At 71.3% G+C, this 25,752-nt stretch carries 27 protein-coding genes and 1 riboswitch; of the genes, 20 read left to right on the top strand and 7 right to left on the bottom strand.

Features of this window, described 5'->3' with window-relative positions:
• Window positions 1–72 precede the first annotated feature (72 nt).
• From ABZ671_RS02815 to ABZ671_RS02780, 8 genes are all read left to right on the top strand, one after another.
• A complete protein-coding gene (locus tag ABZ671_RS02815) occupies window positions 73–960 on the top strand; it encodes a class E sortase (protein WP_357850087.1) in 888 nt (295 codons plus the stop codon).
• Between the two features lie 169 nt (window positions 961–1,129).
• A complete protein-coding gene (gene pstB, locus ABZ671_RS02810; protein WP_357850617.1) occupies window positions 1,130–1,897 on the top strand; it encodes a phosphate ABC transporter ATP-binding protein PstB in 768 nt (255 codons plus the stop codon).
• A 142-nt stretch (window positions 1,898–2,039) separates the two neighbouring features.
• Window positions 2,040–3,236 carry an Ig-like domain repeat protein gene (locus ABZ671_RS02805; RefSeq protein WP_357850084.1) on the top strand — a complete coding sequence of 399 codons (1,197 nt, stop codon included), beginning with the start codon at window positions 2,040–2,042 and terminating at the stop codon, window positions 3,234–3,236.
• Between the two features lie 115 nt (window positions 3,237–3,351).
• Window positions 3,352–4,452 carry a DUF916 domain-containing protein gene (locus tag ABZ671_RS02800; protein WP_357850081.1) on the top strand — a complete coding sequence of 367 codons (1,101 nt, stop codon included), beginning with the start codon at window positions 3,352–3,354 and terminating at the stop codon, window positions 4,450–4,452.
• 53 nt (window positions 4,453–4,505) lie between these two features.
• On the top strand, window positions 4,506–4,883 hold the full coding sequence (locus ABZ671_RS02795) for a hypothetical protein (RefSeq protein WP_357850078.1): 378 nt from the start codon (window positions 4,506–4,508) through the stop codon (window positions 4,881–4,883).
• Between the two features lie 102 nt (window positions 4,884–4,985).
• On the top strand, window positions 4,986–5,408 hold the full coding sequence (locus ABZ671_RS02790; protein ID WP_357850075.1) for a hypothetical protein: 423 nt from the start codon (window positions 4,986–4,988) through the stop codon (window positions 5,406–5,408).
• 39 nt (window positions 5,409–5,447) lie between these two features.
• Window positions 5,448–5,726, top strand: a complete 279-nt coding sequence (locus ABZ671_RS02785; protein WP_357850072.1) for a DUF4229 domain-containing protein — start codon at window positions 5,448–5,450, stop codon at window positions 5,724–5,726.
• A 75-nt stretch (window positions 5,727–5,801) separates the two neighbouring features.
• Entirely contained in the window at window positions 5,802–6,290 is a 489-nt protein-coding gene (locus ABZ671_RS02780; protein ID WP_357850069.1) for a hypothetical protein, read from the top strand.
• A gap of 58 nt (window positions 6,291–6,348) precedes the next feature.
• On the opposite strand, the gene ABZ671_RS02775 is transcribed toward ABZ671_RS02780, so the two are convergent.
• Both ABZ671_RS02775 and ABZ671_RS02770 read right to left on the bottom strand, forming a co-directional pair.
• Entirely contained in the window at window positions 6,349–7,689 is a 1,341-nt protein-coding gene (locus tag ABZ671_RS02775) for a peptidase C39 family protein (protein ID WP_357850066.1), read from the bottom strand.
• 175 nt (window positions 7,690–7,864) lie between these two features.
• Window positions 7,865–8,173: a hypothetical protein gene (locus ABZ671_RS02770; RefSeq protein WP_357850063.1), complete on the bottom strand. Its 309-nt coding sequence runs from the start codon at window positions 8,171–8,173 to the stop codon at window positions 7,865–7,867.
• Window positions 8,174–8,320: 147 nt separating this feature from the next.
• Window positions 8,321–8,414: riboswitch (cobalamin riboswitch) on the top strand.
• A gap of 113 nt (window positions 8,415–8,527) precedes the next feature.
• On the opposite strand from ABZ671_RS02770, the gene ABZ671_RS02765 reads away from it, so the two are divergent.
• The 3 genes from ABZ671_RS02765 to ABZ671_RS02755 all read left to right on the top strand — a co-directional run bounded on the left by ABZ671_RS02765 (window position 8,528) and on the right by ABZ671_RS02755 (window position 11,389).
• Window positions 8,528–9,463 (top strand): ABC transporter substrate-binding protein, encoded by a 936-nt coding sequence (locus ABZ671_RS02765; RefSeq protein ID WP_357850060.1) that lies wholly within the window; start codon window positions 8,528–8,530, stop codon window positions 9,461–9,463.
• Window positions 9,464–9,572: 109 nt separating this feature from the next.
• A complete protein-coding gene (locus tag ABZ671_RS02760; RefSeq protein ID WP_357850614.1) occupies window positions 9,573–10,604 on the top strand; it encodes an iron ABC transporter permease in 1,032 nt (343 codons plus the stop codon).
• Window positions 10,601–11,389: an ABC transporter ATP-binding protein gene (locus ABZ671_RS02755; RefSeq protein ID WP_357850057.1), complete on the top strand. Its 789-nt coding sequence runs from the start codon at window positions 10,601–10,603 to the stop codon at window positions 11,387–11,389. The genes ABZ671_RS02760 and ABZ671_RS02755 overlap by 4 nt, the downstream gene beginning before the upstream one ends.
• Window positions 11,390–11,426: 37 nt before the next feature.
• On the opposite strand, the gene ABZ671_RS02750 is transcribed toward ABZ671_RS02755, so the two are convergent.
• The 3 genes from ABZ671_RS02750 to ABZ671_RS02740 all read right to left on the bottom strand — a co-directional run bounded on the left by ABZ671_RS02750 (window position 11,427) and on the right by ABZ671_RS02740 (window position 14,743).
• The gene (locus ABZ671_RS02750; RefSeq protein WP_357850054.1) at window positions 11,427–12,206 is read right to left on the bottom strand and encodes a VOC family protein; all 780 of its coding nucleotides are present in this window, start codon (window positions 12,204–12,206) and stop codon (window positions 11,427–11,429) included.
• 94 nt (window positions 12,207–12,300) lie between these two features.
• Complete coding sequence (locus tag ABZ671_RS02745) at window positions 12,301–12,528, bottom strand: hypothetical protein (protein ID WP_357850051.1); 228 nt, start codon at window positions 12,526–12,528, stop codon at window positions 12,301–12,303.
• Window positions 12,529–12,703: 175 nt separating this feature from the next.
• A complete protein-coding gene (locus tag ABZ671_RS02740) occupies window positions 12,704–14,743 on the bottom strand; it encodes an AAA family ATPase (protein ID WP_357850048.1) in 2,040 nt (679 codons plus the stop codon).
• Between the two features lie 182 nt (window positions 14,744–14,925).
• Here ABZ671_RS02740 and ABZ671_RS02735 point away from each other — a divergent pair, with 182 nt between their 5' ends.
• From ABZ671_RS02735 to ABZ671_RS02725, 3 genes are read left to right on the top strand one after another with little or no spacing between them, the layout of a single operon-like run.
• Window positions 14,926–15,507 (top strand): winged helix-turn-helix domain-containing protein, encoded by a 582-nt coding sequence (locus ABZ671_RS02735; RefSeq protein ID WP_357850045.1) that lies wholly within the window; start codon window positions 14,926–14,928, stop codon window positions 15,505–15,507.
• A gap of 45 nt (window positions 15,508–15,552) precedes the next feature.
• The gene (locus ABZ671_RS02730) at window positions 15,553–16,845 is read left to right on the top strand and encodes an MFS transporter (RefSeq protein WP_357850042.1); all 1,293 of its coding nucleotides are present in this window, start codon (window positions 15,553–15,555) and stop codon (window positions 16,843–16,845) included.
• Window positions 16,846–16,878: 33 nt separating this feature from the next.
• Window positions 16,879–17,730, top strand: a complete 852-nt coding sequence (locus tag ABZ671_RS02725) for a menaquinone biosynthesis protein (RefSeq protein WP_357850039.1) — start codon at window positions 16,879–16,881, stop codon at window positions 17,728–17,730.
• 8 nt (window positions 17,731–17,738) lie between these two features.
• On the opposite strand, the gene ABZ671_RS02720 is transcribed toward ABZ671_RS02725, so the two are convergent.
• A complete protein-coding gene (locus ABZ671_RS02720; protein WP_357850036.1) occupies window positions 17,739–18,668 on the bottom strand; it encodes a hypothetical protein in 930 nt (309 codons plus the stop codon).
• A complete protein-coding gene (locus ABZ671_RS02715; protein ID WP_357850033.1) occupies window positions 18,668–19,633 on the bottom strand; it encodes a hypothetical protein in 966 nt (321 codons plus the stop codon). The genes ABZ671_RS02720 and ABZ671_RS02715 overlap by 1 nt, the downstream gene beginning before the upstream one ends.
• A 365-nt stretch (window positions 19,634–19,998) precedes the next feature.
• Between ABZ671_RS02715 and paaA the strand changes: the two genes are divergently transcribed.
• The 6 genes from paaA to mqnC all read left to right on the top strand — a co-directional run bounded on the left by paaA (window position 19,999) and on the right by mqnC (window position 25,656).
• The gene (gene paaA / locus ABZ671_RS02710) at window positions 19,999–21,069 is read left to right on the top strand and encodes a 1,2-phenylacetyl-CoA epoxidase subunit PaaA (protein ID WP_357850030.1); all 1,071 of its coding nucleotides are present in this window, start codon (window positions 19,999–20,001) and stop codon (window positions 21,067–21,069) included.
• Window positions 21,066–21,353, top strand: coding sequence for a 1,2-phenylacetyl-CoA epoxidase subunit PaaB (gene paaB / locus ABZ671_RS02705; RefSeq protein WP_357850027.1), 288 nt, complete (start codon window positions 21,066–21,068; stop codon window positions 21,351–21,353). The genes paaA and paaB overlap by 4 nt, the downstream gene beginning before the upstream one ends.
• The gene (gene paaC, locus ABZ671_RS02700) at window positions 21,350–22,075 is read left to right on the top strand and encodes a 1,2-phenylacetyl-CoA epoxidase subunit PaaC (RefSeq protein WP_357850024.1); all 726 of its coding nucleotides are present in this window, start codon (window positions 21,350–21,352) and stop codon (window positions 22,073–22,075) included. The genes paaB and paaC overlap by 4 nt, the downstream gene beginning before the upstream one ends.
• A complete protein-coding gene (paaD, locus tag ABZ671_RS02695; RefSeq protein WP_357850021.1) occupies window positions 22,072–22,548 on the top strand; it encodes a 1,2-phenylacetyl-CoA epoxidase subunit PaaD in 477 nt (158 codons plus the stop codon). The genes paaC and paaD overlap by 4 nt, the downstream gene beginning before the upstream one ends.
• On the top strand, window positions 22,545–23,654 hold the full coding sequence (gene paaE / locus ABZ671_RS02690; protein ID WP_357850018.1) for a 1,2-phenylacetyl-CoA epoxidase subunit PaaE: 1,110 nt from the start codon (window positions 22,545–22,547) through the stop codon (window positions 23,652–23,654). The genes paaD and paaE overlap by 4 nt, the downstream gene beginning before the upstream one ends.
• 811 nt (window positions 23,655–24,465) lie before the next feature.
• The gene (gene mqnC, locus ABZ671_RS02685) at window positions 24,466–25,656 is read left to right on the top strand and encodes a cyclic dehypoxanthinyl futalosine synthase (protein WP_357850015.1); all 1,191 of its coding nucleotides are present in this window, start codon (window positions 24,466–24,468) and stop codon (window positions 25,654–25,656) included.
• The last annotated feature ends 96 nt before the right edge of the window (window positions 25,657–25,752 follow it).

Below are 25,752 nucleotides of genomic sequence, written 5' to 3'. Positions count from 1 at the left end.
CCTGCGGCGCCGCCGCCGACCCCGGCGGCGGCCGCGCCGCCGCCACCGACGGTGAGCCGTCCACTGCCCGCGGTGACGGCGAGCCCTTCGGTGTCGGTCGCTCCGGGCCCCGCGCACCTGGCGTTTCACCTCTCCGGGGCCGGGCTCACCATCCTGGCCGTCGCGCTGCTCGCCTTCGTCGCCCACCTCACGGTCGTCTCCCAATTGCGTTACGCGCGGTCTCAACAGACGGCGTACGCCGACTTCCGCTACGAACTGGCCAACGCCACCGCGCCGGTCGGTCAGACCGACGAAAGCGGCAAGGTGGTGCCGCCCGGGACCGCCGTCGCCGTGCTGCGGATCCCCGCCATCGACCTGCGGACCGTCGTCTTCGAGGGAACCCGGGGCGACGTGCTGGAGTCGGGCCCGGGGCACCGACGCGACACCGTGCTGCCCGGCCAGGCGGGCACGAGCATCATTCTGGGCCGCAAGTCCCTCTACGGCGGGCCCTTCGGCGCGCTCGACATTCTGACGCCGGGTGACGAGATCATCGCGACCACCGGGCAGGGCGAGCACAGGTACCGCGTCATCGCCCTGCGCCGGGCCGGCGAGGAGGCGCCGCCACCGTCGGAGACGGCATCCGGTCGACTGGTCATGATCACCGCGGACGGGCCGTTCTACGCGCCGGAGGACCTGCTCTACGTCTACGCCGAACTGGCCTCGGACGCGCAGCCCGCGGCGCGCCGCGCGTTCGGCGCCGCGTCACTGCCGGCCAGCGAGCGACCGATGGCGACCGACCAGAACGCCTGGATGTCCGTCGTGCTCTGGGGCCAGGCCCTGCTGCTCGCAGTGTCGACGGTGACCTGGGTCCGGGCCCGGCGCGGGCGTTGGCCGGCCTGGATCGTCGGCCTACCGGTCTGCGGTGCGCTCGGACTCACTCTGGCCGACCAGGTCGCCCGCCTACTGCCCAACCTGATGTGAACAACGTGAAAGCTGTGAGGACACGGTGACGCACCCGATCGACGACACCATGGTGGACATCCCGCAGGCCGAGTTGGCCGCCCCCCTTTTAGCCGCCGACGGCCCGGCCACCACCGAGGTGAGGCAACGGGCGTCCGCGCGGGTGGGCACCGCGACAGACTCGCTGGCGATGCTGGACGCCCGCTCCATCTCGGCCTGGTTCGGTGACCGCAAGGTGCTCGACCGGGTCTCCCTGACGATGCCGGCCGGCCAGGTCACCGCGCTCATCGGTCCGTCCGGCTGCGGCAAATCCACATTCCTGCGGATCCTCAACCGGATGCACGAGTTGGTGTCCAGTGCGGCGCTCGCCGGCGAGGTGTTGCTCGACGGGCGGGACATCTACGACTCGTCACGCCGGGTCACCGACGCGCGCCGGCAGATCGGCATGGTCTTCCAGAAGCCCAACCCGTTCCCAGCAATGTCTATTTACGACAACGTAATTTCCGGTCTGCGGCTGACTGGGATCAGGACGGGCCGCCGGGAACTCGACGACCTGGTCGAGGAGTGCCTGATAAAGGCGGGCCTCTGGAAGGAAGTCCGCGACCGGTTGCGCCAACCGGGTGGGGCGCTCTCCGGCGGGCAGCAACAGCGCCTGTGCATAGCCCGATCGCTCGCCGTACGCCCCCGGGTGCTGCTCATGGACGAACCCTGCTCAGCGTTGGACCCCACCTCGACGCGGCGGATCGAGGAGACGATTGCCGAACTGGTCACCGAGGTGACCATTGTCATCGTCACTCACAACATGCAGCAGGCGGCGCGCGTTTCCGACCAGTGCGCTTTCTTTCTCGCCAGCCACGGCACCCCGGGATCGATTGTCGAGTACGGACCGACGTCCGCCATGTTCGAAAACCCGCAGGATCCCCGAACGTACGACTACGTGAATGGGCGGTTCGGCTGATGCCACCGCACCCAGAGTTTTCCTTTCGCATGTCCGGCGTAGGTATTGGCCTGCCATCAATGTCACAGCAGACCGAAAACCTAATCGTCGACCGGCTCGCCTGAACCGGTCCGTCACCACCCTCAACGAGAGGAAGTGATCCATGAGTAAGCGTCTGCTTGCTCGTGCGGCCGCCCTGACGACGGGTGCCGCCCTTGCAGCCGGTGCGCTCGTGGCGGTCGCCTCCCCGGCGCTTGCCGCGCCGCTCGGCACCGTCAACCTGTCGAAGACCAGCGGTCTGGTCACCGACAGCCCGATCTTCGAAACCGCCACCACCTCCGCTCCGTGCCCGTCAACCTACGGCGAGGAGGCCGCGCTGCGGATCGGTCCGGCGGAGACCGGGCCGTTCACCAACCTCACGCCGTCGCTCGGCGGGGGCGGGTACGACCAGGCCCCGGTGGCGGCCAACCCGAACCGGTCCTTCCAGACCGCGCTCGGCTCGGCGCCGGCCAACGGCCGTTGGTGGATCGTCGTGGAGTGCTTCAGCCTGCTCAACGGCCGGCACCCCGACCGGTTCGTGACGGAGATCGTGGTCAACGGCAACCAGTGGAAGGTGCCGGTGGTCGAGGCCACCACCGCCAACCTCGCCGTCTCCCCGGCCAGCCCGGTCGCCGCCGGTACCCAGGTGACCCTCACCGCGACGGTGGCTCCGAGCGGTGCCGCCGGCACGGTCGAGTTCCTCCGCGGTACCAACTCGCTGGGCACCGCGACCGTCAGCGGTGGCAAGGCCACCCTGACCACCAGCACCATCCCCGCCGGCTCCTGGTCGCTGACCGCCCGGTTCACGCCGGCTGACCCGAGCTCGTACGGGGCGTCGACGTCCTCCGCCCACTCGTTCGTCGTCAACGGTCCGGCCGGTGGCGCCAGCAAGGCCCAGACCATCACGGCCGACGTCGACCCGGGTGCCTTCACGCTGGACATCGCGGAGCCTCCGTCGATCGCGCTGCTCGGCGGCCAGGTCGGCGGCACCGCCACCGGTGCGCTCAAGCAGGCCACCATCACCGACCTCCGGGGCACCAACGCCGGCTGGGACGTGACCGGTCAGCTGAGCGACTTCACCGGTGCCGGCAACATCCCGGCCGAGAACCTCACCTGGACCCCGTCGGCCGCCAAGGCCAGCGGCTCCGGCTCGGTCACCGCGGGCGGCGCGGCCAACCTGGGCGACACCCGCTCGCTGTGCAGCTCGGCCGCGGGCAGCAGCGCCGGCAAGTTCACCTGCGACGCCGGTCTGAGCCTGTCGATCCCGGACAGCGTCCCGCCGGGCGCCTACAGCGCCACTCTCACCCTGACCCTGGTCTGACCAGAGCGTCTGCACCACAGGGGTGAAAACCAGCGCTAGCGGATGTACCTCGGACCACCGGTCCGAGGTACATCCGCTGCGTGTCCTATCCGGAACTCCTCTCGGAGCCGTACCCATGCGCCATCGTGATCTTCTCCGTACCGGGGCCGTGCTGCTGGCCGTCGTTGCCCTCACCCTGCCCGGTGCCGCCGCGCCGGCCGTCGCCGGACCGGGCGCCGCACCCGTAGCCGGCCCTGCCGCGGCGCGGCTTGTCGCGTTTCAGCCGGCGACCACGCTCACCGCGCGGCGTGAAGAACCCCGGTGGAGCGTGCAGCCGTCGAGCACGAAGGGGCCGACCGGCAAGAACCACTTCGTGTACGACCTCGCGCCCGGCGAGCAGATCATCGACTACGTCGGCATCAGCAACCTCGGCAAGGATCCGCTCACGCTCGACACTTACGCCACCGACGCGTTCAACACCGAGGACGGCGCCTATGCTCTCCTCCCTACGGGCCAGGATCCCCGGGGCGTCGGTGCCTGGATCAGGCTGCCGCAGCGGTCGTACACGATCGCGCCGGGGAAACGGCTGGACGTGCCGTTCACGCTGCAGGTTCCGACGAGCGCAGAGCCGGGAGATCATCCTGGAGCCGTGGTCGCCGCGATGTCGGTGACGGAGACCGGCAAGGACGGGCAGCAGGTGACCATCGAACGGCGCATCGGCGCCCGGGTCTACCTGCGGGTCAGCGGGCCGGTGGAGCCCTCGGTGCAGATCACCGGGATGGAGCTGCGGTACGACAATCCGATCGTGCCGTTCCCGGGTGGCGACCTGACCGCCACCTATCGGGTGGCGAACCTGGGCAATGTCCGGATCACCGGCAAGGGGCGGATCCAGGTCAAGGGTCCGCTCGGCGTCCGGCTCGGCCACAGCGAGATGATCGACATCCCGGAGCTGCTCCCTGACTCCGAGATCAGGCTCACCAGTACGATTCACGGCGTCTTCCCGGCCGGTCCGATCTCCGCCTCCCTGGCGGTCAACCCGGAGACCGTGGACAGGAAAGAGGCGGTACCCACCGCCAGCCGGACCGCCTCGACCTCGGCGGCACCCTGGGGGCTGCTGATCTTCCTTGGTGCCCTGGTCGCGGCCGTGGTCCTGGTGTTCGTGCTGAGGCGACACCGGCGTCGGTTGCTGGCGGAGATCACCCGCAGTTGTCACCCAGGATTGCGAGAGACGTTGTGATGAGTAGGACCCGGATCTGGCGTCGCCCGGCAGCGATCGCTTCGGTGGCTGGAGTGCTGGTCGCCCTCTGGGCGACGGGTGCCCAGGCCACGGCAGATCTGCCGTCGAATGCGGCGGCGGGGACCGCGGTCGCGATGACGGCTATGGCGCAGTCGGCTTCACCACCGACCGGTCAGGGCGACGAGCAGACGGGGACCATGCAGATCGTCGTCTCGATTGCCCCCAAACCGACCCCCTCGGGCGGCACCAGCCCGACCGCCTCACCCACCGCAACCGCCTCGCCCACGACAACCGGCTCCCCGTCGCCCGGGGGCACCTTGCCGCGTACGGGTGCCGCGATCGGGGCCCTGGTGATCGTCGGCGCGGCACTGGTCGGCGGCGGCGCTGTGCTGCGGATGCTGGCGCGGCGGCGACGGGAACCGCTGAGCTGATCCGGCGGGCACCCTCCCCGGTGAGTGTTCTCACACGCCGCCGGGGTGCTCGCCGTGCGCCGGTCGTGGTCGCCACTGGGGTTCGCGTACCCTCGTACCGTCATGACTGAGCAGCAGCGCACCTTTCCCCGGCGGGACGCCGAGGGCCGCATCCTCACCCTGGGCGACCTGCTCGGGGTGAGCCTCGCCGGCCTGGTGATCGGCGTGTTGGCACTGGTGCTCTTCGAGTGGGCGTTCGCCACGATGGGCGCGGGCGCGTTCGGGCGGACCAACGGCTGGCTGGCCGTGATCCTGCCGGTCTGGCTCTTCTGGGACGACTTCCGGGCCTGGGAGTTCGGTGCCGCCCGGGTGGTGTCGGCGTTGGCCGGCGTCGCGGTCGGCGTCGTCGCGGGGCTGCTGGCGGCCGGCCTGGCCGCCGGGCTGCCGCCGTTGCTGTCCGGCGCGCTGGCCGCGGCGGTGTTCACCGTGGCCTACGCGGTGATCTGGTTTCCTGGCGTGCACTGGCTGACCCGGCGTACGGGTTGAGGCCGCGCCAGCGGTGATGGAGCAGAAGGGAGTGCGAACGTGAGCGCGGCGGTCAAGTACACGCTGGGCCGGATCGGGCTGTTCGTCGGCGTGCTGGCGGCCCTCTGGTTCGTCGAGATGAACATGTTCCTGCGGCTGATGCTGGCGTTGGCCGCCTCCGCCGGGCTCTCGTTCTTCCTGCTCCGCGGCTGGCGGGACGAGATGGCCGGGGAGATGGGCGAGGCGTCGGAGCGGCGTCGAGCCGAGAAGGAGCGGCTGCGCTCCGCGCTGGCCGGGGACGACCAGCGCGAGCCGGCGGAGCAGCGCCGCGAGGAGTAGTCAGCCGGCGGGCCCGGGGGCCACCGCCCGAAAGCGGGCAGCGCGACCGGGCCGGGACCGCTATGGTCCGCCGCTATGGGTTTTCTGAACACGATCAGTGGGTGGCGGACGAAGATCTTCGTCTGGATCGGTCTGCCGGTCATCGCCGCCGCCGCGCTGATCTTCGGCACCTACGACCTCGCCCCCGCCTGGCAGGCAAAGAACGGTGGCGGAACCGAGGGCACCTTCACCGTGGAGTACCAGAAGTGCGGCCGGCGCAGCTGCGACTGGCGCGGGACCTTCATCGCCACCGAGGGTGACGCCCGGCGTACCGACGTGATCCTCTACGACGCGCCCGACGGGCTGGCCGTGGGCGCCACCGCCCCGGCCCGCGACACCGGTGCCCGCTCGGGCGTCTTCTCCACCACGGGCGGATCGACGTATCTGCTGGTCACCGGGATCACCCTGGCGGGCGCGGTGGCCCTGGTGGCCTGGGTGACGATCATTGTGCGGGCGATTCGGCGTCGCCGTGCGGCGGCCGCCGAGCCGTCGAGCCCGCCTACCTCGTTCGCCCCGTCGACGTAACACCGGCCGACAACAATGTTGCCGGGCCCGGCACAGTGGCTGTGCCGGGCCCGGTCCGTCACCAGTTGGTCGAGCCCGGCACGACCGGCCAGGGCCGGTTCGCCGGCTTGATCAGGTACGCGATGCCGCCCGAGCCGCCGGCCACCGTGCCGTTCGCCCGGTACCGCTTGGTCCGCAGCCAGATCTGCTCGAACTGCGCCCGCTTGTACACGTTGCGCACCGCCGCGTTCGAGGACGAGGCGGGGTCGTTGACGATCACGTCACCGTCGGCGGTGAACCCGACGACCACGAAGAGGTGCCCGGAGGTGCCGTAGTTCGACCCGTCCAACTCGGTGTCGAGGAACGACTGCGAGGTGACGACCGGGATGCCGGCCTTGATGAAGCGTTCCACCTCGTCCAGCGAGTGCATCCGGGTCACCTTGGCGTCGATGCCCGGGAAGCTGGCCGCGTACGCGGTGTTGAACGGCCAGTTGCCCGCACCCTCGTACTCGTTGTCCCAGGTCATCCGCGCGGCGTGGGCGACCTGCGGGTCGACGTAGCCGGGCCTGATCCAGGACATGGCCTCGGTCGAGGGCAGCTTGCCGTAGTACTCCAGCACCATCGTGGTCGAGGTGGGGCTGCACCAGACCTGCCCACCACCGCCCCACTCGGGGTAGTTGCCGCGGTGGATCATCTGGGAGCGGGCCGGCACGGGCAGCTCGATGCCCCAGGCGATTCCGCCCTTGCTCGGCGTGACGTTGAACCGGTCCGGCACGTTCGAGCTCATCGCGCCGAGCATCCGGACCTGCGGCGAGGCGGTCTGCCCCGGCGCCCGGTAGAGGGTCAGCCGGAGCTGGTACGACCGCAGCAGCACGCCCTTCGTGGCGTCGTCGATGGAGAAGGTGTCGGTCCAGATGGTCGACCAGGGGTCGCCCTGACCGTCCAGGGTGGCCCGCTTGATGTCCTGGTCCCCGGAGGCCCAGCGGCCCATCACGTACCAGGGGGTCTGCTGCCCGGTGTTGTACGTGCCGTGCAGCTCGACCTGGATCCAGGTGCCGGGCGGGGTCTCCGCGTTCCAGGAGGCGACCAGTTCGGTGGCGTCGAAGCCGATCTTCCGCACCGGCGAGGTCCAGGTGGCGTACTCCCAGGTGCGGGTGGTGCCGCCGTGCGGGTCGGTGAACCGGGTGGTGCCGGCCGGCCGGTCGATGGTGATTCCGGTGCGGTGCCCGGGGATGGCGCGCGTCCCCTGGTGGGTGCCGGTACGCCAGTCCGGGTGCTTCGACCACTCCTGGAAGGTGATCTGCTCGTCGTGCGGACCGCCCGGGAGATTGTTGCCGGCCAGGGCGGGCGCGGTGGTGGCGAGGAGGGCGAGCGCGGTGACGCCGGCGAGGGCGGCCGCGCGCAACGGCTTCGTGATCATGGCAGCTCCCAGCTGAGAACGCATCGTTGCCGTTCACTGTCACGCCTGACGGGAACTTTCGCCAGATGTCAAAGCGAAGAAAATCGTTGCCAAATCCTGGGGTCCCGATCCACCCCCGCGGGAACCCGCCCGCCACTGCCGCCCGATGCGGCGAGGCGGGCGGGGCGAGGACGGGTCAGATCGGGCCGCACACCCGCTTGATCGACGCCGGTTCGCCGTCATACGCCCGCCAGTACATTCCGTACAGGTAGCGGTCGTTCTCGAGCGGCGGCCGACCCCGCCAGATGTCGGTCAGCCAGTACATGGACTGGTTGTAGAAGAAGTTGGTCGGGCAGTTGCCGATCGGCGCGGGTCCCGCGGCAGCCGGCGAGGCGACGGCCAGCGTTCCGCTCGTGGCCAGGACGGCGGCGGCGAGTGCGGTACCGATCCGTCGCGCCCGAGCCGGCGGCGTCGCCCGTTGTGACTTTTCGTTCTTGTTGACCATGTCCGGACGGTAGCAGGAAGATCATTCCTGGGTTGCCCCGTCCGTTATGTCCCTCCGGTCGCGGCTCGGTGGTCGCCTGTCCGGGGCCACCCAACGAGGACGTGGGTCGGGCGTGGGATACCGTGGCACCGACCAATCCGTAGCGAAGCCGGTGCGAAACCGGCGCTGTCCCGCAACTGTGATGCCCCGCATGCGGCGTCGACCCACCGGCCGACGCCGACGACTGCGGGGACGAGCCAGGTCGCCTGCGGCTGGTCGCGACACGCGCCTTCGAGGAAGGGCGCCTCGCGGACGGGCACGCTCAGGCGCTCCCTGTCGGCGAAGCACCACGCTCCTCGACCGACAGGAGGACCGATGTCCAGACGTACCCCCCGGCTCTTCACCGCCGCCCTCGCGGTCGGCGCTCTCCTGCTCGGCGGCTGCGCCGAGAAGACCTCGACCGACACCCCCGCCGCCAGCGGCAGCTCCGCCGCGTCCTTCCCGGTCACCGTCGGCCAGCTGACCCTGAACAAGCGCCCGGAGAAGATCGTCTCGCTGTCGCCGACCGCGACCGAGATGCTTTTCGCGATCGGCGCCGGCAGCCAGGTCACCGCCGTCGACGACCAGTCGAACTACCCGCCGGAGGCGCCGAAGAGCGATCTCTCCGGCTTCCAGCCGAACGCCGAGGCGATCGCCGGCAAGAGCCCCGACCTGGTGGTGCTCTCCGACGACATGAACAAGATCGTCGACCAGCTCACCACGCTGAAGATCCCGGTGCTGCTCGCCCCGGCCGCGGCCACGCTCGACGACACGTACCAGCAGATCACCGACCTGGGCGCGCTGACCGGCCACCCGAGCGAGGCGTCCGACCTCACCCGGAAGATGAAGGACGACATCGCAGCGTTGACCAAGGATCTGCCGCAACGGCCGAAGAAGCTGACCTACTTCTACGAGCTGGGCCCGGAGCTGTACACCGCGACCAGCAAGACCTTCGTCGGCTCGGTCTACACCCTAGTCGGGCTGGTGAACATCGCTGACCCGTCGGACGCCAACGGGACGAACGGCGGCTACCCCCAGATGTCCCAGGAGGTCATCCTCAAGGCCGACCCGGACTTCATTTTCCTCGCCGACGTGCAGCAGGCGAACCAGGACGCAGCCACCGTCAAGGCGCGTAGCGGCTGGGCCGGGTTGACCGCCGTCAAGGAAGGCCGGGTGATCGAGCTCGACGACGACATCGCCTCGCGCTGGGGCCCGCGCGTGGTCGACCTGCTCCGGGTGATCGTCGACGCCACCGCCAAGGTTCCGGCGTGACCTGTCGGTGAGCGTGCGACCAGCGGACACCGCCGGCCCGTCGGCCGGGACGCCCCGAGCGTCCCGGCCCACCGGCGTACGCCCGGCTGCCCCGGCCCGGCCGGCCAGGCTGCGCAAACGCTGGCTGGCAGCCGGGATCGGCGCGGTGCTGGTCGCGCTGGTCGCCGGGGTGTCCCTCGGCCCGGTCAGCCTGCCGCCCGGCAGCGTCGCCGCCGAACTGCTCAACCTGCTGCCCGGGGTGCACCTGCACAGCGGGCTCAGCGAGCGCGAGATCGCCATCGTCACCGAGCTGCGGCTGCCCCGGGTCGTGCTCGGCCTGCTCGTCGGCGGGCTGCTTGCCCTGGCCGGCGGCTGCTACCAGGGCGTCTTCCGCAACCCGCTGGCCGACCCGTACCTGCTGGGCGTGGCGGCCGGGGCCGGGCTCGCGGTGACCGCGGTGATCGCGCTCGGCATCGGGGCGGGCGGCGCGTTGAGCGGCATGCCGCTGACCATCCCGCTCGCCGCGTTCGTCGGATCGCTCGGCGCCGTCGCCCTGACGTACCTGCTCGGCGCGGCCGGCGGGCGCGACCGATCACCCGCCGCGCTGATCCTGGCCGGGGTGGCGGTCTCGGCGTTCCTCGCCGCCGGGCAGACCTTCCTGCTGCAACAGCATGCCGAGAGCCTCCAACAGGTCTACTCCTGGCTGCTCGGCCGGCTGGCCACCGCCGGCTGGCACGACGTCCGGCTGGTCCTGCCGTACTTCCTGCTCACCACGGTCGTGGTGCTGCTGCACCGGCGCGAGCTGGACGTGCTCTCCGTCGGCGACGACGAGGCCACCAGCCTCGGGCTGCACCCGCAGCGCTCCCGCTACCTGCTGGTCGCCGCCGCCTCGCTGGGCACCGCCGCCGCGGTCTCCGCCTCGGGGCTGATCGGCTTCGTCGGCATCATCGTGCCGCACACCGTACGGCTGCTCGCCGGATCCAGCTACCGGGTGATCCTGCCGCTGTCGCTGCTCTTCGGCGGGGCGTTCCTGGCGCTGACGGACGTGGTCGCGCGGACCGCCGCCGCCCCCGCCGAGATCCCGATCGGCGTGGTCACCGCGCTGCTCGGCGGCCCGTTCTTCGTCCTGGTGCTGCGGACCGCCCGCCGGGTGTTCACGTGAGCGCCGTCGAGGTTCGCGGCCTGCGCGTCGAGCTGGGCGGCGCGTCGATCCTGGCCGGCGTGGACCTGACCGTCGCCGTGGGCGAATGGGTCACCGTGATCGGCCCGAACGGCGCCGGCAAGTCGACCCTGCTGCGCGCCGTCGGCGGCCTGCTGCCCGTACCGGGCGCGGTCTCCCTCTTCGGTACGCCGATCCAGGCGCTCCGCCGCCGCGACCGGGCCCGGGTCGTCGCCACCGTCGCGCAGTCCCCGGTGATCCCGGCCGGCATGTCGGTGTTCGACTACGTGCTACTCGGGCGTACGCCGTACATTCCGGCGCTGGGCCGGGAGTCGGCCGCCGACCTGGCCGCCGTGCACGAGGTGCTGGACCGGCTCGACCTGGGCGCGTTCGCGCACCGGGAGCTGGCCACCCTCTCCGGCGGGGAGCGGCAGCGGGTGTTCCTGGCCCGCGCCCTGGCCCAGGGCGCCACCCTGCTGCTGCTCGACGAGCCGACCAGCGCGCTGGACATCGGCCACCAGCAGGAGGTGCTGGAGCTGGTGGATCAGCTTCGCCGGGAGCACGGCCTGACCGTGCTCGCCACCATGCACGACCTCTCGATCGCCGGCGAGTACGCCGACCGCCTGGTGCTGCTCGCCGCCGGCCGGGTGGCGGCCGCCGGCCCCCCGCACGAGGTGCTCACCGAGGACCTGCTCGCCACTCACTACCGCGCCCACGTCCGGGTCGTCCAGGGCGACCACGGCCCCCTCGTCGTCCCCGTCCGCTGGAAAGGAGGGGCCCCCTCTTAACGCCTTCGGTAGAGGAAGGGCCCCTGTTAACAAGCGGCTACGCCGTGGCGCGGCGTACGGGGCGGGGAGCGAGGGCGGAGAAGATGGCACCCTGCGGGTCGCGGAGGGCGGTGAGCTGACCCCTCGGGGTGTCCCGGGGCGGTACCAGGACGGTCCCGCCCAGCTCGGTGGCGCGGGCTGCGGTCGCGTCGGCGTCGGCCACCGCGAACCACACCGACCAGTACGCCGGCAGATCGGCCGCCAGCTCCACCAGTGGCCGCGTCATCCCGCCGACGATCAGCGCGCCGCATCGCCACCCGGTGTACGGGTACGGCTCGTCCGGCTGTTCCTCCGCGTGCCAGCCGAAGACCAGCGCGTAGAAGTCCCGGGCCCCCTCCGGGTCCGGGGTTACCAGCTCGTTCCAGCACATCGCCCCGGGCGCGTTGAACAGCTCCGCGCCGCGCATCGCCATCGGCTGCCAGACGCTGAACACCGCCCCGGCCGGATCGGACAGGACCGCCATCCGGCCCTGGTCGAGGACGTCGAAGGGGGCCACCACCACCTGGCCCCCGGCCGCCTCCACCCGGGTGGCCACCAGGTCTGCGTCGTCGGTCGCCACGTACGTCGACCAGATCGGCACCTGGTCCGGGTCGGCCGGCGGGCCCACCCCGGCCACGGCCCGGCCGTCCTTGAGGAACACGGTGTAACCGCCGGCCGCGGGCTCCGGGGAGACCCGGCCGGTCCAGCCGAACAGCTCCGCGTAGAACCGCTTGGCGTCCGCCAGGCCCGGGGTCGCCAGGTCGGTCCAGCAGGGCGTGCCGGGTTCCACGCCGCTCACGGTGGCCCCTCTCGCCGGGGGCGGCCCCGCTGGCACGCCCTGCCGGCATCGTGGCACCGCCCCACGTCCCGACGGGCCGAAATCGGGCAGAACGTCAGGTGAACCGGCGTCCTTCGTCCCGCCGGTACGCCCATCCGGCGACCCCCGCCAGCAGGACGATCCAGCCGCCGAGCATGAGCAGGGAGATCGTGTTCGGCTGGAAGTCGGTGGTGGCCGACCACACGACCTCCACCGCCCCGGGTGGGCAGGTAGGGGGCAGGTAGGTGAGCACCAGTCCGGCCAGAATCCGGCCGGCGAGCCGGGGGACCGGCCCGGCGGGCAAGGTTCGCGTGTACGGGTCCCACGGCTTGTCGCGATCCTCGGCGACACCGATCCCGTACTGGCCAGGATCATCGGGTCTCCTTCGCGTCGTGGTCCCGGTGTCGTCGCCTGTGTATCCTCCCCGCGCAAGTTCCGCTACCTGCGCCGCCGCTTGATCAACTCAGTGTGCGGCGAGTTCAGCTCGCCAACGGCGCGGGCAGCGGTTCGCGGTGCAGCACCGCGAGCCGGGAGACCGCCCGGGTCAGCACCACGTAGAGGCGGTGCAGGCCGCGCGGCTCGGCGGCCACGATCGCGGCCGGCTCGACGACCACGACGTGGTCGTACTCCAGGCCCTTGACCAGGGTCGCCGGGACGACGGTGACCCGCGCTGCGGCCTCGACGTCGTCGGCGGTCGCGGTCTCGATGCCCGCCTCGGCGAGCGCCGCGCGCAGCGGTTCCACCGTGTCGTCGGCGGCGATCACGCCGACCGAGCCGTCGTGCGCGAACGCCGCGCGCACCTCGGCCACCGTCGCCGCCACCAGGTCGTCGGCCGTACGCACGTCCAGTGTCCCGTCCCGGCGCAGCGACTCGGCCGGGGGTACGTCGACCGCGAGCGCGGGCAGCAGCCGGTTCGCGAACGCGACCACCGCGGCGGGCACCCGGAAGCCGATGCTCAGCGGCACCACGGCCGCGTCCGGCTTGCCCAGGTGAGCCAGGGATTCGCGCCAGTCGGTGGCCGCCCACGGCGCGGTGCCCTGGGCCAGGTCGCCGAGCAGGGTGATCGAGCCGTGCTCGCTGCGGCGGGCGATGGCCCGGCATTGCATCGGGGAGAGGTCCTGCGCCTCGTCGGCCACCACATGCCCGAAACCGCCGGACCGCTCGATCAACCCGGCCGCCTCGTCGATCAGCACCGCGTCCGCGGCGGTCCACTTCGTCGCCTTCGGGGTACGCCCGAGCTTTCCCGACCGCAGCAGCTGCTGCTCCTCGGCGGTGAGCAGGCCGTCGGCGGCGGTGGCGAGCGCGTCGGCGTCGGCGAGCAGCGTGTGCAGCAGCCCGTCCGGGGTGAGCGCCGGCCAGACCGCGTCGAGGAAGTCGGTGACCGGCTTGGCCCGGCCCGTCCGGCGCAGCCAGGCGTCGCTGGGCGACTCCGCCCGGCGGGCCTCGGACTGCCGTTGCAGCAGCCCCACCACCCGGGCCCGGACGCGCTCCCGGCCGGTGGCGTACGGCAGCCCTTCCCGGCGGGTCTCCTCGACTACGCGGTGCAGCGGATCCAGGCCGATCCGCCAGCGGAACGAGCCGTCCGACACCATGATCGGCTCGGTGGGCGTACCGATGCGGGCGTCGACGGCGCGGCGCAGCACCTCGGCCAGCCGGACGTCGTGCTTCAGCGTGGCGACGGCCGGGTCGTCGACCGCGCGGACCGGCACCCGGGCGACCAGGTCCTCCACCGTGGCCTGTTCGACTTCGACCTCGCCGAGCGCCGGCAGCACCGCGGCGATGTACGACAGGAACGCCCGGTTCGGCCCGACGATCAGCACGCCGGACCGGCGCAGCCGTTCCCGGTGCAGGTAGAGCAGGTACGCGGCGCGGTGCAGCCCGACCGCGGTTTTGCCGGTGCCCGGCGCGCCCTGCACGCAGATCGAGTCGGTCAGGTCGGCCCGGACCAGCTCGTCCTGCTCGGGCTGGATGGTGGCGACGATGTCCCGCATCGGGCCGACGCGGGGGCGCTCGATCTCGGCGGTGAGGATCCGGCTGGCCGTGCCCAGCTCCTCGCCCCGGTCGAGGCGCTCGTCCTCGAAGCTGGTCAGCAGGCCGGCGTTGAAGCCGAACCGGCGTCGGACGGCGACCCCCTGCGGGTCGCGGGCGCTGGCCCGGTAGAACGAGCGGGAGACCGGGGCCCGCCAGTCCAGCACCAGCGGCTCGCCGAGGTCGTCGGTGACGTGCCGCCGCCCGACGTGGTAGTCGCGCCCAGCGTGGTCCGGGTCATGGTCGCCGAAGTCGAGCCGGCCGAAGAAGAGCGGTGTGGTGGGGTCGTCGGCCAGTTCCTTGACCCGCCGGGCCATGTGCCGGCCCAGCTGCTCGGCGGTGTACGCGTCACCGGCGACTTTGTCGCCGGTGGCGAAGAGCGCCTCGGCGCGCTCGCGCATCCGGCGCAGCGCCGCGCGGGAGGTGTCCAGGTGGGCGCGTTCGGCGGCGAGTTCGCGGTCCAGGGTCTGTTCTTGGGCGTGCAGGGTCATCCGCGTGCTCCTAGTGACGGGAAAAACGCTGCCGCTCGCGTTTCCGACGTCGGTCGGCGCGGGGACGTCCTGTGCGGTGCTACTCACCACGGCCGTCGGGCGGGACAGAGTATTTTACTCCGCTCGGCGAGCCGCGCGACCGAATTTCGCCGAGCCGTCGGGCGGGCGGGATCATGTTGGGCATGACCGAGGCACGCCCCGAGCAGCGCCGGGTGACGATCAGCGACCCGCAGGTGATGCGGGCCCTCGCCCATCCGGCCCGCATGGCGATCATGGAACACCTCAGCACGGTGGAGGGCGGTGCGACGGCCACCGAGTGCGCCGAGATCGCCGGCCTCTCGCCGAGCGCGACCAGCTATCACCTGCGGGAGCTGGCGAAGTTCGGCCTGATCGAGGAAGCCCCGAGCCGGGGCGATGCCCGGGAGCGGGTCTGGCAGGCGTTCAGCCCGTCGTACTACGTCGAGTCGGGTCCGGATGCCGACTCCGAGGCCCGCGCCGCCGAGCTGGCCCTGGTCGAGGCGCACCTGGCCCGGGACAGCCAGCGGGTCCGGGACTGGATCCGGCGGGCCCCGGACGAGCCCGGCGAGTGGTACGAGGCCGCCTGGTTCGCCGACAGCCTGCTGCTGCTCACCGCAGAGGAACTGACCGGGCTCAACAACGCGATCCACGAGCTGCTCGACCCGTACCGGCGGCGGTTGCGGACCAACCCCCCGGAAGGGGCCCGAAACGTGGCCGTGCAGTACCGGGCGTTGCCCATCGACTGACATTCGGGGTTGTGTCAATCAGGTGTGAAGGATTATTTTCGAAATATGTCCTTCGCATCTGGTCCGTCGCGCTGGTCCGACGTCTGGCTGGTCACCGCCGCCCGGGGCACCTCCACCTGCGGGGACTTCCTCGCCGCGGCCGCCCTCACGCTGGCCCTCCAATCCGCCGGGGCGGGCGGCCTCGCCGTGTCCGGGCTGATGCTTGCCGCCACCCTGCCGCTGGCGGTGCTCGCCCCACTGACCGGCCGCCTCGCCGACCGGTTCGACAGCCGGCTCCTGCTGGTCGGGGCCGGTCTCGCCCAGGCGGCCGTCTGCCTCGCCCTCGCGTACGCCGGGCACCCGGCCGTGGTCATCGCGCTGGTGGCGCTGCTCGCGTCCGGCCTGGCGGTCACCCAGCCGGTGCTCTCCGCGCTGGTGCCTAACATGGTCCGGGCCGAGGACCTGCCGCGGGCCGCCGCGCTCAACCAGACCGCCGGGACGCTCGGCGCGCTCGCCGGCCCGGCGCTGGCCGGGGTGCTGGTCGGCGGGTTCGGCACCCGGGTGCCGCTGCTGCTGGACGCCGCCAGCTACCTCGCGCTGGTCGTTGCCGGGCTGCTGATCCGGACCCGCCGGGGTGGCCGCCGTCACCCGACCGCGGCGGCGACCCCGGGTACGGCCGCACCGGCCGTCGGTTGGCGGGTGCGGCAGGACCCGCTGCTGGTTGCCATGATCGTCACCATCGCCGGGGTGATCGCCGCGGTCGCGGCGATCAACGTGGTCGAGGTCTTCTTCATCCGGGAGACCCTGGGCAGCTCCACCACCATGTACGGGCTGGTCACCGGCGCGTGGACGCTCGGCATCCTGATCGGGGCGTGGCTGTTCGCCCGCCTCGCCCGGCGGCTGACCGACGACGGTCGGATGCTCGGCGGCTACCTGGCCCTGATCGCCGGCTGCTGCCTGATGATCCTGCTCTCCGCCGCGGTGCCCACCGCGCTGCTGCTGGTGCCCTTCTGGCTGCTCGGCGGCGTGGCCAACGGCGGTGCGAACGTCTTCGACAACGTGCTGCTGGCGCGGCGGGTGCCCGAGGCGGTGCGCGGTCGGGCGTACGCGGCACTCAGTGGGTCCGTGCAGGGCGCCTCGATGGTCGGCTTCCTGCTCGGTGGCCTGCTGCTGGCGGTGGCCACCCCGCGCTCCCTGGTCGCCGCCTGCGGGGCCGCCGGGCTGCTGGTGGTCGCGCTGGTCGTACCGCCGGTCATCCGGGCCATCCGGACCGAGCAGGCGGTCGCCGAGGGCCGCCCCACCGCGCCGGTGACCTCGACCAAGGATGCGGAGTTGGCCACTCCGGTCCCCACCCGCTGAACCGGCACCCCCGGGCGGGGATACGGTCAGGTCATGGCTGACCGCATCGCCCGCCCCCGGGTCGGGCACATTCAGTTCCTGAACTGCCTTCCGATCTACTGGGGGCTGATGCGGTCCGGCGCGCTGATCGACGTCGACCTGCACAAGGACTCGCCGGACCGGTTGAACGCCGCGCTGGTCGCCGGTGACCTGGACATCGGGCCGATCTCGCACGTGGAATACCTGCGGCACGCCGACGAGCTGCTGCTCCTGCCGGGCCTGGCGGTCGGCAGCGACGGCCCGGTGCTCTCGGTCAACGTGGTCTCCACCAAACCCCTCGCCGAGCTGGACGGGGCTCGGGTCGCGCTCGGCTCGACCTCACGCACCGGGGTGCTTCTGGCCCAGCTGCTGCTCGGTGAGCGGTACGGGGTGCGGCCGGAGTACTTCCGCTGCCCGCCCGACCTGACCCAGATGCTGCTGGAGGCCGACGCCGGCGTGCTGATCGGCGACGTGGCGCTGCGGGCCCTCTACGAGGCGCCCCGCAAGGGCCTGCAGGTGACCGACCTCGGGCAGGCCTGGCGGGACTGGACCGGCCTGCCGATGGTCTTCGCCGTCTGGGCGGTACGCAGGGACTTCGCCGCCGCCCATCCCGGCCTGGTCAAAGAGGTGCACGAGGCGTTCCTGCGCTCGCGTGACCTCTGCCTCGCCGAGCTGGACCAGGTGGCCGAGGCGGGGGCCCGCTGGGAGCCGTTCGACGCGGCGACGCTGGCGACCTACTTCCGTACCCTCGACTTTTCGCTGGGCGAGCGGCAGGTGGCCGGGCTGCGGGAGTTCGCCCGGCGGGCCGCCGCGATCGGCGAGGCCCCCGCCCTGCCGGCGGACGGGCCACGGTTCTTCGCCGGCTGAGTCTTCGGCTACGTGGCGGGGCGGAGCAGCGCCTCGGTGATCTTCTGGCAGTTGTCTATGGCGTAGTCCCAGCCCAGGTTCAGCGGGGCGCGGACCATCACGCCCATCGTCCAGGTGTCGCCGATGGCCATGCAGCTGACGTGCATCTCCTGCTTCTCGGGCCGGTCGATCCAGCCGTTCTTGATGGCGATGGTCTTCTGCACCTTGGCGGGGAACACCTTGCGGATGCCGAAGTCACCGGCGCCGCGGACCAGCCGCATCTCGTTGAGCAGCCAATCGGTCCACTTCGGCCCAGCGGCACGGCCATCATCGATGCAGAGCCCGAGTCGGGCGGTGTCCCGAGGGGAGAGATTGGTCTCGCTCCAGCCGCCGTCGCTGGAGACCTTGCTGTCGGTCAGCCCGCACGTCTTGATGAGCCGCTTGATCGAGGCGGATCGGCCAACGTCGTTGTAGAACCGCTGGGCGAGGACGTTGTCGCTGTCTCGGATGATCTTCGTGGCGTCGGCCAGTTTCGCGCTGCTCGGGGTCTGCCCGGCCTCGGCCGTACGCCGAAGGTAGTCGGCGACGATCCAGGATTTGACCATCGAAGCGGTGGTGCTGGTTTCTGTCATGTTCTTCGAGCCGATGATCTTCCCCGTGCGCTTGTCCAGCACGCTCCAGCCGTACCAGCCCTCGATGTCGAGGTCGTCGAGGCTCTGGGGGGTGAACGGCAGCGGCTCCAGCGACGGCGAAGGGCTCGACTGGGGGCGGGTGCTGCGGTTGGCCGTATCCGCGGACCGGCCGCTCGCGATGGCCTGACCCGTGTCGGCGGCGGGACCCAGCGGGGAGCCGGGCACCAGCCGAAGCGAAATGAGCAGCAGGCCGACCAGGGTCACCGCGATCGCGCTGAACGCCAGCGGCCGGTGGTGGCTGCCCGGTCGGCGCCGCTTGCCGGCCATCAGAGCTTCCCGGCCGGCGACTGCGGCACCTGGAGGGCGGCGCCGGACTGCGGGGTCACCAGTTGCGTGGCGACGCTGGCGCAGACCTGCGCGCCGTATTCGAGGCCGTGGCTGGCCGGGTAACGCATCATTACGGCGAGGCTCCACTTGTTGGTGACGGCCAGGCAATTGACGTGCCAGTTGTCGTCGTAGGCGAGCAAGGTCCAGCCGTTCTTGATGCTCACCGGGCCCGGTGACCTGATCTCGGCGGGCAGGCCGTCGATGATGCCCCACCTGCCGCCGCCCGATTGGGCCTGCTGGTCCTTGACACTGCCCCGGACATTGCTCATCTCGTGCAGGACCCACGTGGTCCACTTCGGGCCGGCGGCCTTGCCGGAGGCGATGCAGTCACCGAGCCGAACGCCGTCGCGAGGTGACATCTCGGTGAAGCTCCACCAGCCCGCCTTCCCGGCCACACTGCTGCGCCTGGTGTCGGTGAGACCGCAGATCTTGATGGCCCGCTGGATCACCGGGTCCGGCTTGCCGTCCGGCTGCGTCCGGTACGAGCCGCCAGCGGCGAAGTAGACCTCGTCTGCCGCCTCGTCATTGCTGTCCCGGATGGCCAGGCTCGCCGCCGTTTGCAACACCGTCGGCGGATTCTTGCTGCCGAGTTGGCGCAGATAGTCGGAGACGATCCAGGCCTTGAGCACCGACTCGGCCGAGTTGGTCTCGCTCATGTTGTTCGAGCCGTCGATCTTGCCGGTCGAGCGGTCCAGCAGGGCCCAGCCGAAGAAGTCACCCTGGAAGTCCACCGAGACCGGCCCGGCGGCCAGGGTGGGCGGGGACAGGGGGGACGGTTCAGCACCGGCACCAGCGCCAGTGCCCCCGCTGTCGTCGGTGACGAGGCGGACGGCGGCGGGCGCCAGCGTGACGACACCGACGAGGACCGCCACGGTGGCGAGCATCAGGGTCACGCGAGGGCGCATCAGTGGGTGAACTCCAGATGTCTGGCCGGGGGACCGGCTTTTCCGAGATGTTCGGCCTGATCGCCGGGCCCCGGGGGGATGACCTGGAACTGGTGGCGATCGTCGATAGCCGATCGGTGTGCCGGGGGAAGTCTACTTCCGGGCAGGCCGGTTGCCAGGGATCGGCACCTCGGAACTCGCTCTGAAGGCGGGGCAATCGACCGTTGCGTTGCCCTTGCGAGGATTCGTGGCCGATGCGTGGCAGATGTCACAGGAACACGTGGTTCGCATCCGTCACCACAAGCAACCGTCCGGCGGCGAGAGGTGACCGGCGAAACCTGTTACAGCCTCTGGTGTCGGCGACCGAAAGCTGTAACACTGGCCTCATGTATGGCAATGACTTCGCTCCGCCCGAGGACGGTCCGGGCGGCGGTCTGCTCGGCGAGGTGGAGGCGGCGGAGGCAGCCCTGCGGGAGGCGGCGGCCCGGGGCCGACGTGGCGGTCCCGCCCCCGACGACGACCTCGAGGCTTACTTCGCGGACGTGATCGCCGCCGACCAGAAGATCGAGCCGCGCGACTGGATGCCGGAGGCGTACCGGAAGACGCTGATCCGGCAGATCGCCCAGCACGCGCACTCCGAGATCATCGGCATGCAGCCGGAGGGGAACTGGATCAGCCGCGCCCCCTCACTCAAGCGCAAGGCGATCCTGTTGGCCAAGGTGCAGGACGAGGCCGGCCACGGCCTCTACCTCTACGCCGCAGCCGAGACGCTGGGGATCAGCCGGGACGAGCTGGTGGAGCTGCTGCTGAACGGGCGGCAGAAGTACAGCTCGATCTTCAACTACCCGACGCTGACCTGGGCGGACGTGGGCGCGATCGGCTGGCTTGTCGACGGCGCGGCGATCGTCAACCAGGTGCCGCTGTGTCGCTGCTCCTACGGCCCGTACGCCCGGGCGATGATCCGGGTCTGCAAGGAAGAGTCGTTCCACCAGCGCCAGGGCTACGAGATCCTGCACACCCTCGCCCACGGCACCCCGGCGCAGAAGGCCATGGCCCAGGACGCGTTGAACCGGTGGTGGTACCCGTCGCTGGCGATGTTCGGCCCGCCGGACACCGACTCGACCCACTCCGCCCAGTCGATGGCCTGGAAGATCAAGCGGTTCTCCAACGACGAGCTGCGCCAGCGCTTCGTCGACATGTGCGTGCAGCAGGCCGAGATCCTCGGGCTGACCCTGCCCGACCCGGAGCTGCGCTGGAATCCCGAGCGGCAGTCGTACGACTACACCCAGCCCGACTACGACGAGCTCATGCAGGTGATCAAGGGCAACGGGCCGTGCAACCGGGAGCGCATGGCGCACCGGTGCCGCGCCCACGAGGAGGGTGCCTGGGTGCGTGAGGCCGCCGCGGCGTACGCCGCGAAGCGGGCGGAGAAGAACAAGGAGAAGGTGGCGGCGTGACCAAGGAACAGACCCCGCTGTGGGAGGTTTTTGTGCGGGCCCGGCGCGGGTTGTCACACACCCACGTCGGCAGCCTGCACGCGCCCGACGCCGAGCTGGCCCTGCGTAACGCCCGAGACCTCTACACCCGCCGGCAGGAGGGCGTCTCCATCTGGGTGGTGCCGGCCAGCGCGATCACCGCGTCCAGCCCCGACGAGAAGGACGCCTTCTTCGACCCGGCCGCCGACAAGGTCTACCGCCACCCCACCTTCTACCAGGTGCCGGACGGGGTGGCTCACCTGTGAACGGCCCGTTTGACTTCACCCTCGCCCTCGGCGACGACGCGCTGATCGCCGCGCAGCGGCTCGGCGAGTGGACCTCCCATGCGCCGGAGATGGAGGAGGACATCGCGCTGGCGAACATCGCCCTCGACCAGCTCGGCGCGGCCCGACTCCTGCTCACGTACGCGGGCGAGTTGGAGGGCGCCGGCCGGGACGAGGACGCGCTGGCGTACCTCCGCGACGACCGGGAGTTTCGCAACTGCCTCCTGGTCGAGCTGCCCAACGGCGACTTCGCGGTCACCATGGCGAAGCTGTTCTTCCTGGCCGCGTACCAGCTTCCGCTCTACACCGCGCTGGCCGGGTGCGCCGACGAGCGGCTCGCCGCGATCGGCGCGAAGGCCCGCAAGGAGTCCGCGTACCACCTGGATCACGCCGCGCTCTGGGTGAGGCGGCTCGGCGACGGCACCGAGGAGTCGCACCGCCGGATGCAGGCGGCGGTGGACCAGGTGTGGCCGTACACCCACGAGCTGTTCGCGGCCGCCCCGGCGGCCCCGGTCGACCCGGCCACCCTGCGGGCCGACTTCGACACCTGCGTCGACGCCGTGCTGGCCGAGGCGACGCTGACCCGTCTGGCGGCCGGCTGGGCGCCCGGCGGCGGCCGGAACGGCATCCACACCGAACACCTTTCTTACCTGCTGGCCGAGATGCAGGTGCTGCACCGCGCCCACCCCGGGGCGCAGTGGTGAGTGACCCGAAGGCGGCCGTGGCGGCGGTGGTGGACCCGGAGATCCGGGTCATCACCATCGACGAGCTGGGCATCCTCCGGTCGGTTGACGAGGACCCGGCCACCGGCCGGGTGGTCGTCACCATCACCCCCACCTACACCGGCTGCCCGGCGATGGACGTGATCCGCGCCGACATCCGCCGGGCGCTGGCCGCCGCCGGTCACCCCGACGCCGAGATCCGCACGGTGCACTCCCCGGCGTGGAGCACGGACTGGATCTCGGAGCGCGGCCGGGCCAAGCTCGCCGCCGCCGGGATCGCCCCACCCGCGCCGACCCGGGCGGGCAACGTCGTGCCGCTGACCCTCGCCGTCCGCTGCCCGCGCTGCGGATCCGTGGATACCGAACAGGTCAGCCGCTTCGGCTCCACCGCCTGCAAGGCGCTCTGGCGCTGCCGCTCCTGCCTCGAACCCTTCGACCATGTGAAGGCGCTGTGACTGTCACCATCACCCGACCGGTCCGTCGCCGGCCGGCCTTCCACCCGCTGCCGGTCATCGCTGTCGATCGGCTCACCGACGACGCCGTGGCGATCACCTTCGCCGTACCCGAGGAGCTGCGGGAAACCTTCGCGTTCTCCGCCGGCCAGCACCTCACTGTCCGTCGCGCCAGCGAGGGTGGAGAGGACGTGCGGCGGTCGTACTCGATCTGCTCGACACCGCAGGAGCTGGCGCGGCACGGCCGGCTGCGGATCGGGGTGCGGGAGATCCCCGGCGGTGCCTTCTCCGCGTACGCCTGCGGCGCCCTGCGCGACGGCGACACCATCGACGTGCTGCCTCCGCTCGGCAACTTCACCACGGCGTTCGCGCCGGACCGGGTCCGCCACTATGGCGCGGTGGTCGCCGGTTCCGGGATCACCCCGGTGCTCGCGCTGGTCGCGACCGCGCTGGCCGTCGAGCCGGCCAGCACCTTCACCCTGGTGTACGGCAACCGCACCGCCAACTCGGTCATGTTCGCCGAGGAACTGGCCGACCTGAAGGACCGGTATCCCACCCGATTGCACCTGGTGCATGTGCTCTCCCGGGAGCAGGGCGAGTCGCCGCTGCTGTCCGGCCGGATCGACGCCGAGCGGCTGGCCCGGCTGCTGGACACCGTCGTCCCCGGTGACGCCATCGAGGAATGGTTCCTCTGCGGCCCGTACGGGATGGTGGTGGACGCCAAGGCGGTGCTCACCGGCCGGGGCCTGCCGGAGTCGGCGGTGCGCACCGAGCTGTTCCACGTGGACGCGCCGCCGGAGCCGGTCCGCCGCCCCGACGACGAGCCGGGCAGCGGCGCCGAGGTGACGATCATGCTCGACGGGCGCTCGTCCAGCTTCACCATGGGCCGCGACGAGCGGGTGCTGGACGCCGCGCTGAAGGTCCGCGGCGAGCTGCCGTACGCCTGCAAGGGCGGGGTCTGCTCGACCTGCAAGGCCAAGGTGGTCTCCGGCGAGGTGACCATGGCCCGCAACTACGCCCTGGAGCCCGACGAGGTAGCCGCCGGCTACGTCCTAACCTGCCAAGCAACCCCCCTAACCGATCACCTAACAGTCGACTACGACGCCTAACCTCCCCTCCCTCCCCCCACCCCCTCGGCGTCGATCATGGACTTGTGGCGCCTGGAGTTGACGTATTCACGGCATTTGTGAAGCGCCACAACTCCTTGATCCACGCTGACTGGCGTGGCGGAGGCGGGCGGGGTCGTGGTCTTAGTTAGTCGGTGTCGCGGAATAGGTGTCGGCCGGCCTCGCCCGGTCGTCGCTGAGTGTCTCCGTTGCTTCCGGCGGCACAAGCACCATGGTGTAGCGCGCCGCCTCGGACGGCTGCGGTTGCTCCGTGCGCCCCCGCCGCCGGAACCGTTCGATGACCGACGGAATCGGCCCCGGTGCGTCGGCCGGGTCGTACGGCCGCGATAGCCGTACGCGATTCCAAGGACCCGGCCGGCCGGTGCTGGCCTTCGATCGCGCGGCCTGGTCCGCCTTCGTCAGCGGCGTGCCGGCCCGCGCCGAGTTAGAAATGCGAAGCCGCCAGCCCGGCTGGTGGCCGAAGGGCCGGCGGTGACATCGGCGGCTCGCGCCACCGGTCGTCGGCGACCCTGCGGTGGGGGCGGCCGCGAATCTGAGCGGCGCTCGACAGGAAGGGCGTTCGTAAGACCGTTCGTCCTCCGGGTGCTCCGCACTCCAATCGCGTCTCGAAGGAACGCTATGTAGGTCAACGCGGCCCGGACACCTCCCTGGCGTTCCACCGACCGCCTAAGATAGCCGTGGCTGAACGAGGGCGCGAAGCTCGCGGACGGCTTGGTCGTTTGCCAGCGCTGTGTGTGTCACGTCCGGACGGGGCGCGGGCGGCCGGTGAAGCTCGGGACGTAGGCTCGGGGGCGTGACGGTGAGCCGGGAGATCGACGACATCCTGCAGCGCGGCGCGGACGGCGGGCGGATCACGCCCGAGGAGGCCCTGCTGCTCTACACCGAGGCGCCCTTCCACGCACTCGGCGAGGCGGCGGACGCGGTGCGTCGGCGGCGCTACCCGGACAACATCGTCACGTACCTGATCGACCGCAACATCAACTACACGAACGTCTGCGTGACGGCGTGCAAGTTCTGTGCCTTCTACCGCGCGCCCAAGCACAAGGAGGGGTGGACCCACCCCACCGAGGAGATCCTGCGCCGCTGCGGCGAGGCGGTCGAGTTGGGCGCCACCCAGGTGATGCTCCAGGGCGGCCACCACCCGGACTACGGCGTGGAGTACTACGAGGAGTTGTTCTCCTCGGTCAAGCGGGCGTACCCGCAGCTGGCCATCCACTCGATCGGCCCGAGCGAGATCCTGCACATGGCCAAGGTCTCCGGCGTGAGCCTGGACGAGGCGATCGCCCGGATCAAGGTGGCCGGGCTGGATTCGATCGCCGGCGCCGGCGCCGAGATGCTGCCGGACCGGCCGCGCCAGGCCATCGCCCCGCTCAAGGAGTCGGGTGCGCGCTGGCTGGAGGTCATGGAGTTGGCGCACCGGCAGGGCCTCGAGTCGACCGCGACGATGATGATGGGCACCGGCGAGACGAACGCCGAGCGGATCGAGCACCTGCGGATGATCCGTGACGTGCAGGACCGTACCGGGGGCTTCCGGGCGTTCATCCCGTGGACGTACCAGCCGGAGAACAACCACCTCAAGGGCCGCACCCAGGCGACCACCCTGGAATACCTGCGGCTGATCGCGGTGGCCCGGATCTTCTTCGAGACGGTGCCGCACCTGCAGGCATCCTGGCTGACCACCGGCAAGGACGTCGGCCAACTCGCCCTGCACATGGGCGTGGACGACCTCGGCTCGATCATGCTGGAGGAGAACGTCATCTCCTCGGCCGGCGCCCGGCACCGCTCCAACCTGCACGAGCTGATCGGCATGATCCGCACCGCCGGCCGCATCCCCGCCCAGCGGGACACCCTCTACCACCGGCTCGCCGTGCACTGGACGCCGGCCGACGACCCGAGCGACGACCGGGTGGTCTCGCACTTCTCTTCGATCGCCCTGCCCGGTGGCGGGGTCGGCAAGTCGCTCCCGCTCGTGGACGTCAACTGATGCCTTGGCCGAAAGGCCATCAGACGGTCTTCGCGGATAGTTTCCGATGCCCGTTCATCCGAGTGTCAGCGGGCCCGCGTCATAGCAAGACCCGTC

The sequence above is a fragment of the Micromonospora sp. NPDC006766 genome (assembly GCF_040636055.1).
GTDB lineage: Bacteria > Actinomycetota > Actinomycetes > Mycobacteriales > Micromonosporaceae > Micromonospora.
This window is presented reverse-complemented; position numbering and strand designations above follow the sequence as displayed.

What these genes read in the sequence shown, in the direction of transcription:
- ABZ671_RS02780 (WP_357850069.1), top strand. Translation starts at nt 5,802, where the DNA reads ATGGGTTTTCTGAACACGATCAGTGGGTGGCGGACGAAGATCTTCGTC.
- ABZ671_RS02715 (WP_357850033.1), bottom strand. Translation starts at nt 19,633, where the DNA reads ATGCGCCCTCGCGTGACCCTGATGCTCGCCACCGTGGCGGTCCTCGTC.
- pstB (WP_357850617.1), top strand. Translation starts at nt 1,130, where the DNA reads ATGCTGGACGCCCGCTCCATCTCGGCCTGGTTCGGTGACCGCAAGGTG.
- ABZ671_RS02735 (WP_357850045.1), top strand. Translation starts at nt 14,926, where the DNA reads ATGACCGAGGCACGCCCCGAGCAGCGCCGGGTGACGATCAGCGACCCG.
- ABZ671_RS02790 (WP_357850075.1), top strand. Translation starts at nt 4,986, where the DNA reads ATGACTGAGCAGCAGCGCACCTTTCCCCGGCGGGACGCCGAGGGCCGC.
- ABZ671_RS02765 (WP_357850060.1), top strand. Translation starts at nt 8,528, where the DNA reads ATGTCCAGACGTACCCCCCGGCTCTTCACCGCCGCCCTCGCGGTCGGC.
- ABZ671_RS02800 (WP_357850081.1), top strand. Translation starts at nt 3,352, where the DNA reads ATGCGCCATCGTGATCTTCTCCGTACCGGGGCCGTGCTGCTGGCCGTC.
- ABZ671_RS02725 (WP_357850039.1), top strand. Translation starts at nt 16,879, where the DNA reads ATGGCTGACCGCATCGCCCGCCCCCGGGTCGGGCACATTCAGTTCCTG.
- ABZ671_RS02770 (WP_357850063.1), bottom strand. Translation starts at nt 8,173, where the DNA reads ATGGTCAACAAGAACGAAAAGTCACAACGGGCGACGCCGCCGGCTCGG.
- ABZ671_RS02720 (WP_357850036.1), bottom strand. Translation starts at nt 18,668, where the DNA reads ATGGCCGGCAAGCGGCGCCGACCGGGCAGCCACCACCGGCCGCTGGCG.
- paaA (WP_357850030.1), top strand. Translation starts at nt 19,999, where the DNA reads ATGTATGGCAATGACTTCGCTCCGCCCGAGGACGGTCCGGGCGGCGGT.
- ABZ671_RS02775 (WP_357850066.1), bottom strand. Translation starts at nt 7,689, where the DNA reads ATGATCACGAAGCCGTTGCGCGCGGCCGCCCTCGCCGGCGTCACCGCG.
- ABZ671_RS02805 (WP_357850084.1), top strand. Translation starts at nt 2,040, where the DNA reads ATGAGTAAGCGTCTGCTTGCTCGTGCGGCCGCCCTGACGACGGGTGCC.
- ABZ671_RS02740 (WP_357850048.1), bottom strand. Translation starts at nt 14,743, where the DNA reads ATGACCCTGCACGCCCAAGAACAGACCCTGGACCGCGAACTCGCCGCC.
- ABZ671_RS02730 (WP_357850042.1), top strand. Translation starts at nt 15,553, where the DNA reads ATGTCCTTCGCATCTGGTCCGTCGCGCTGGTCCGACGTCTGGCTGGTC.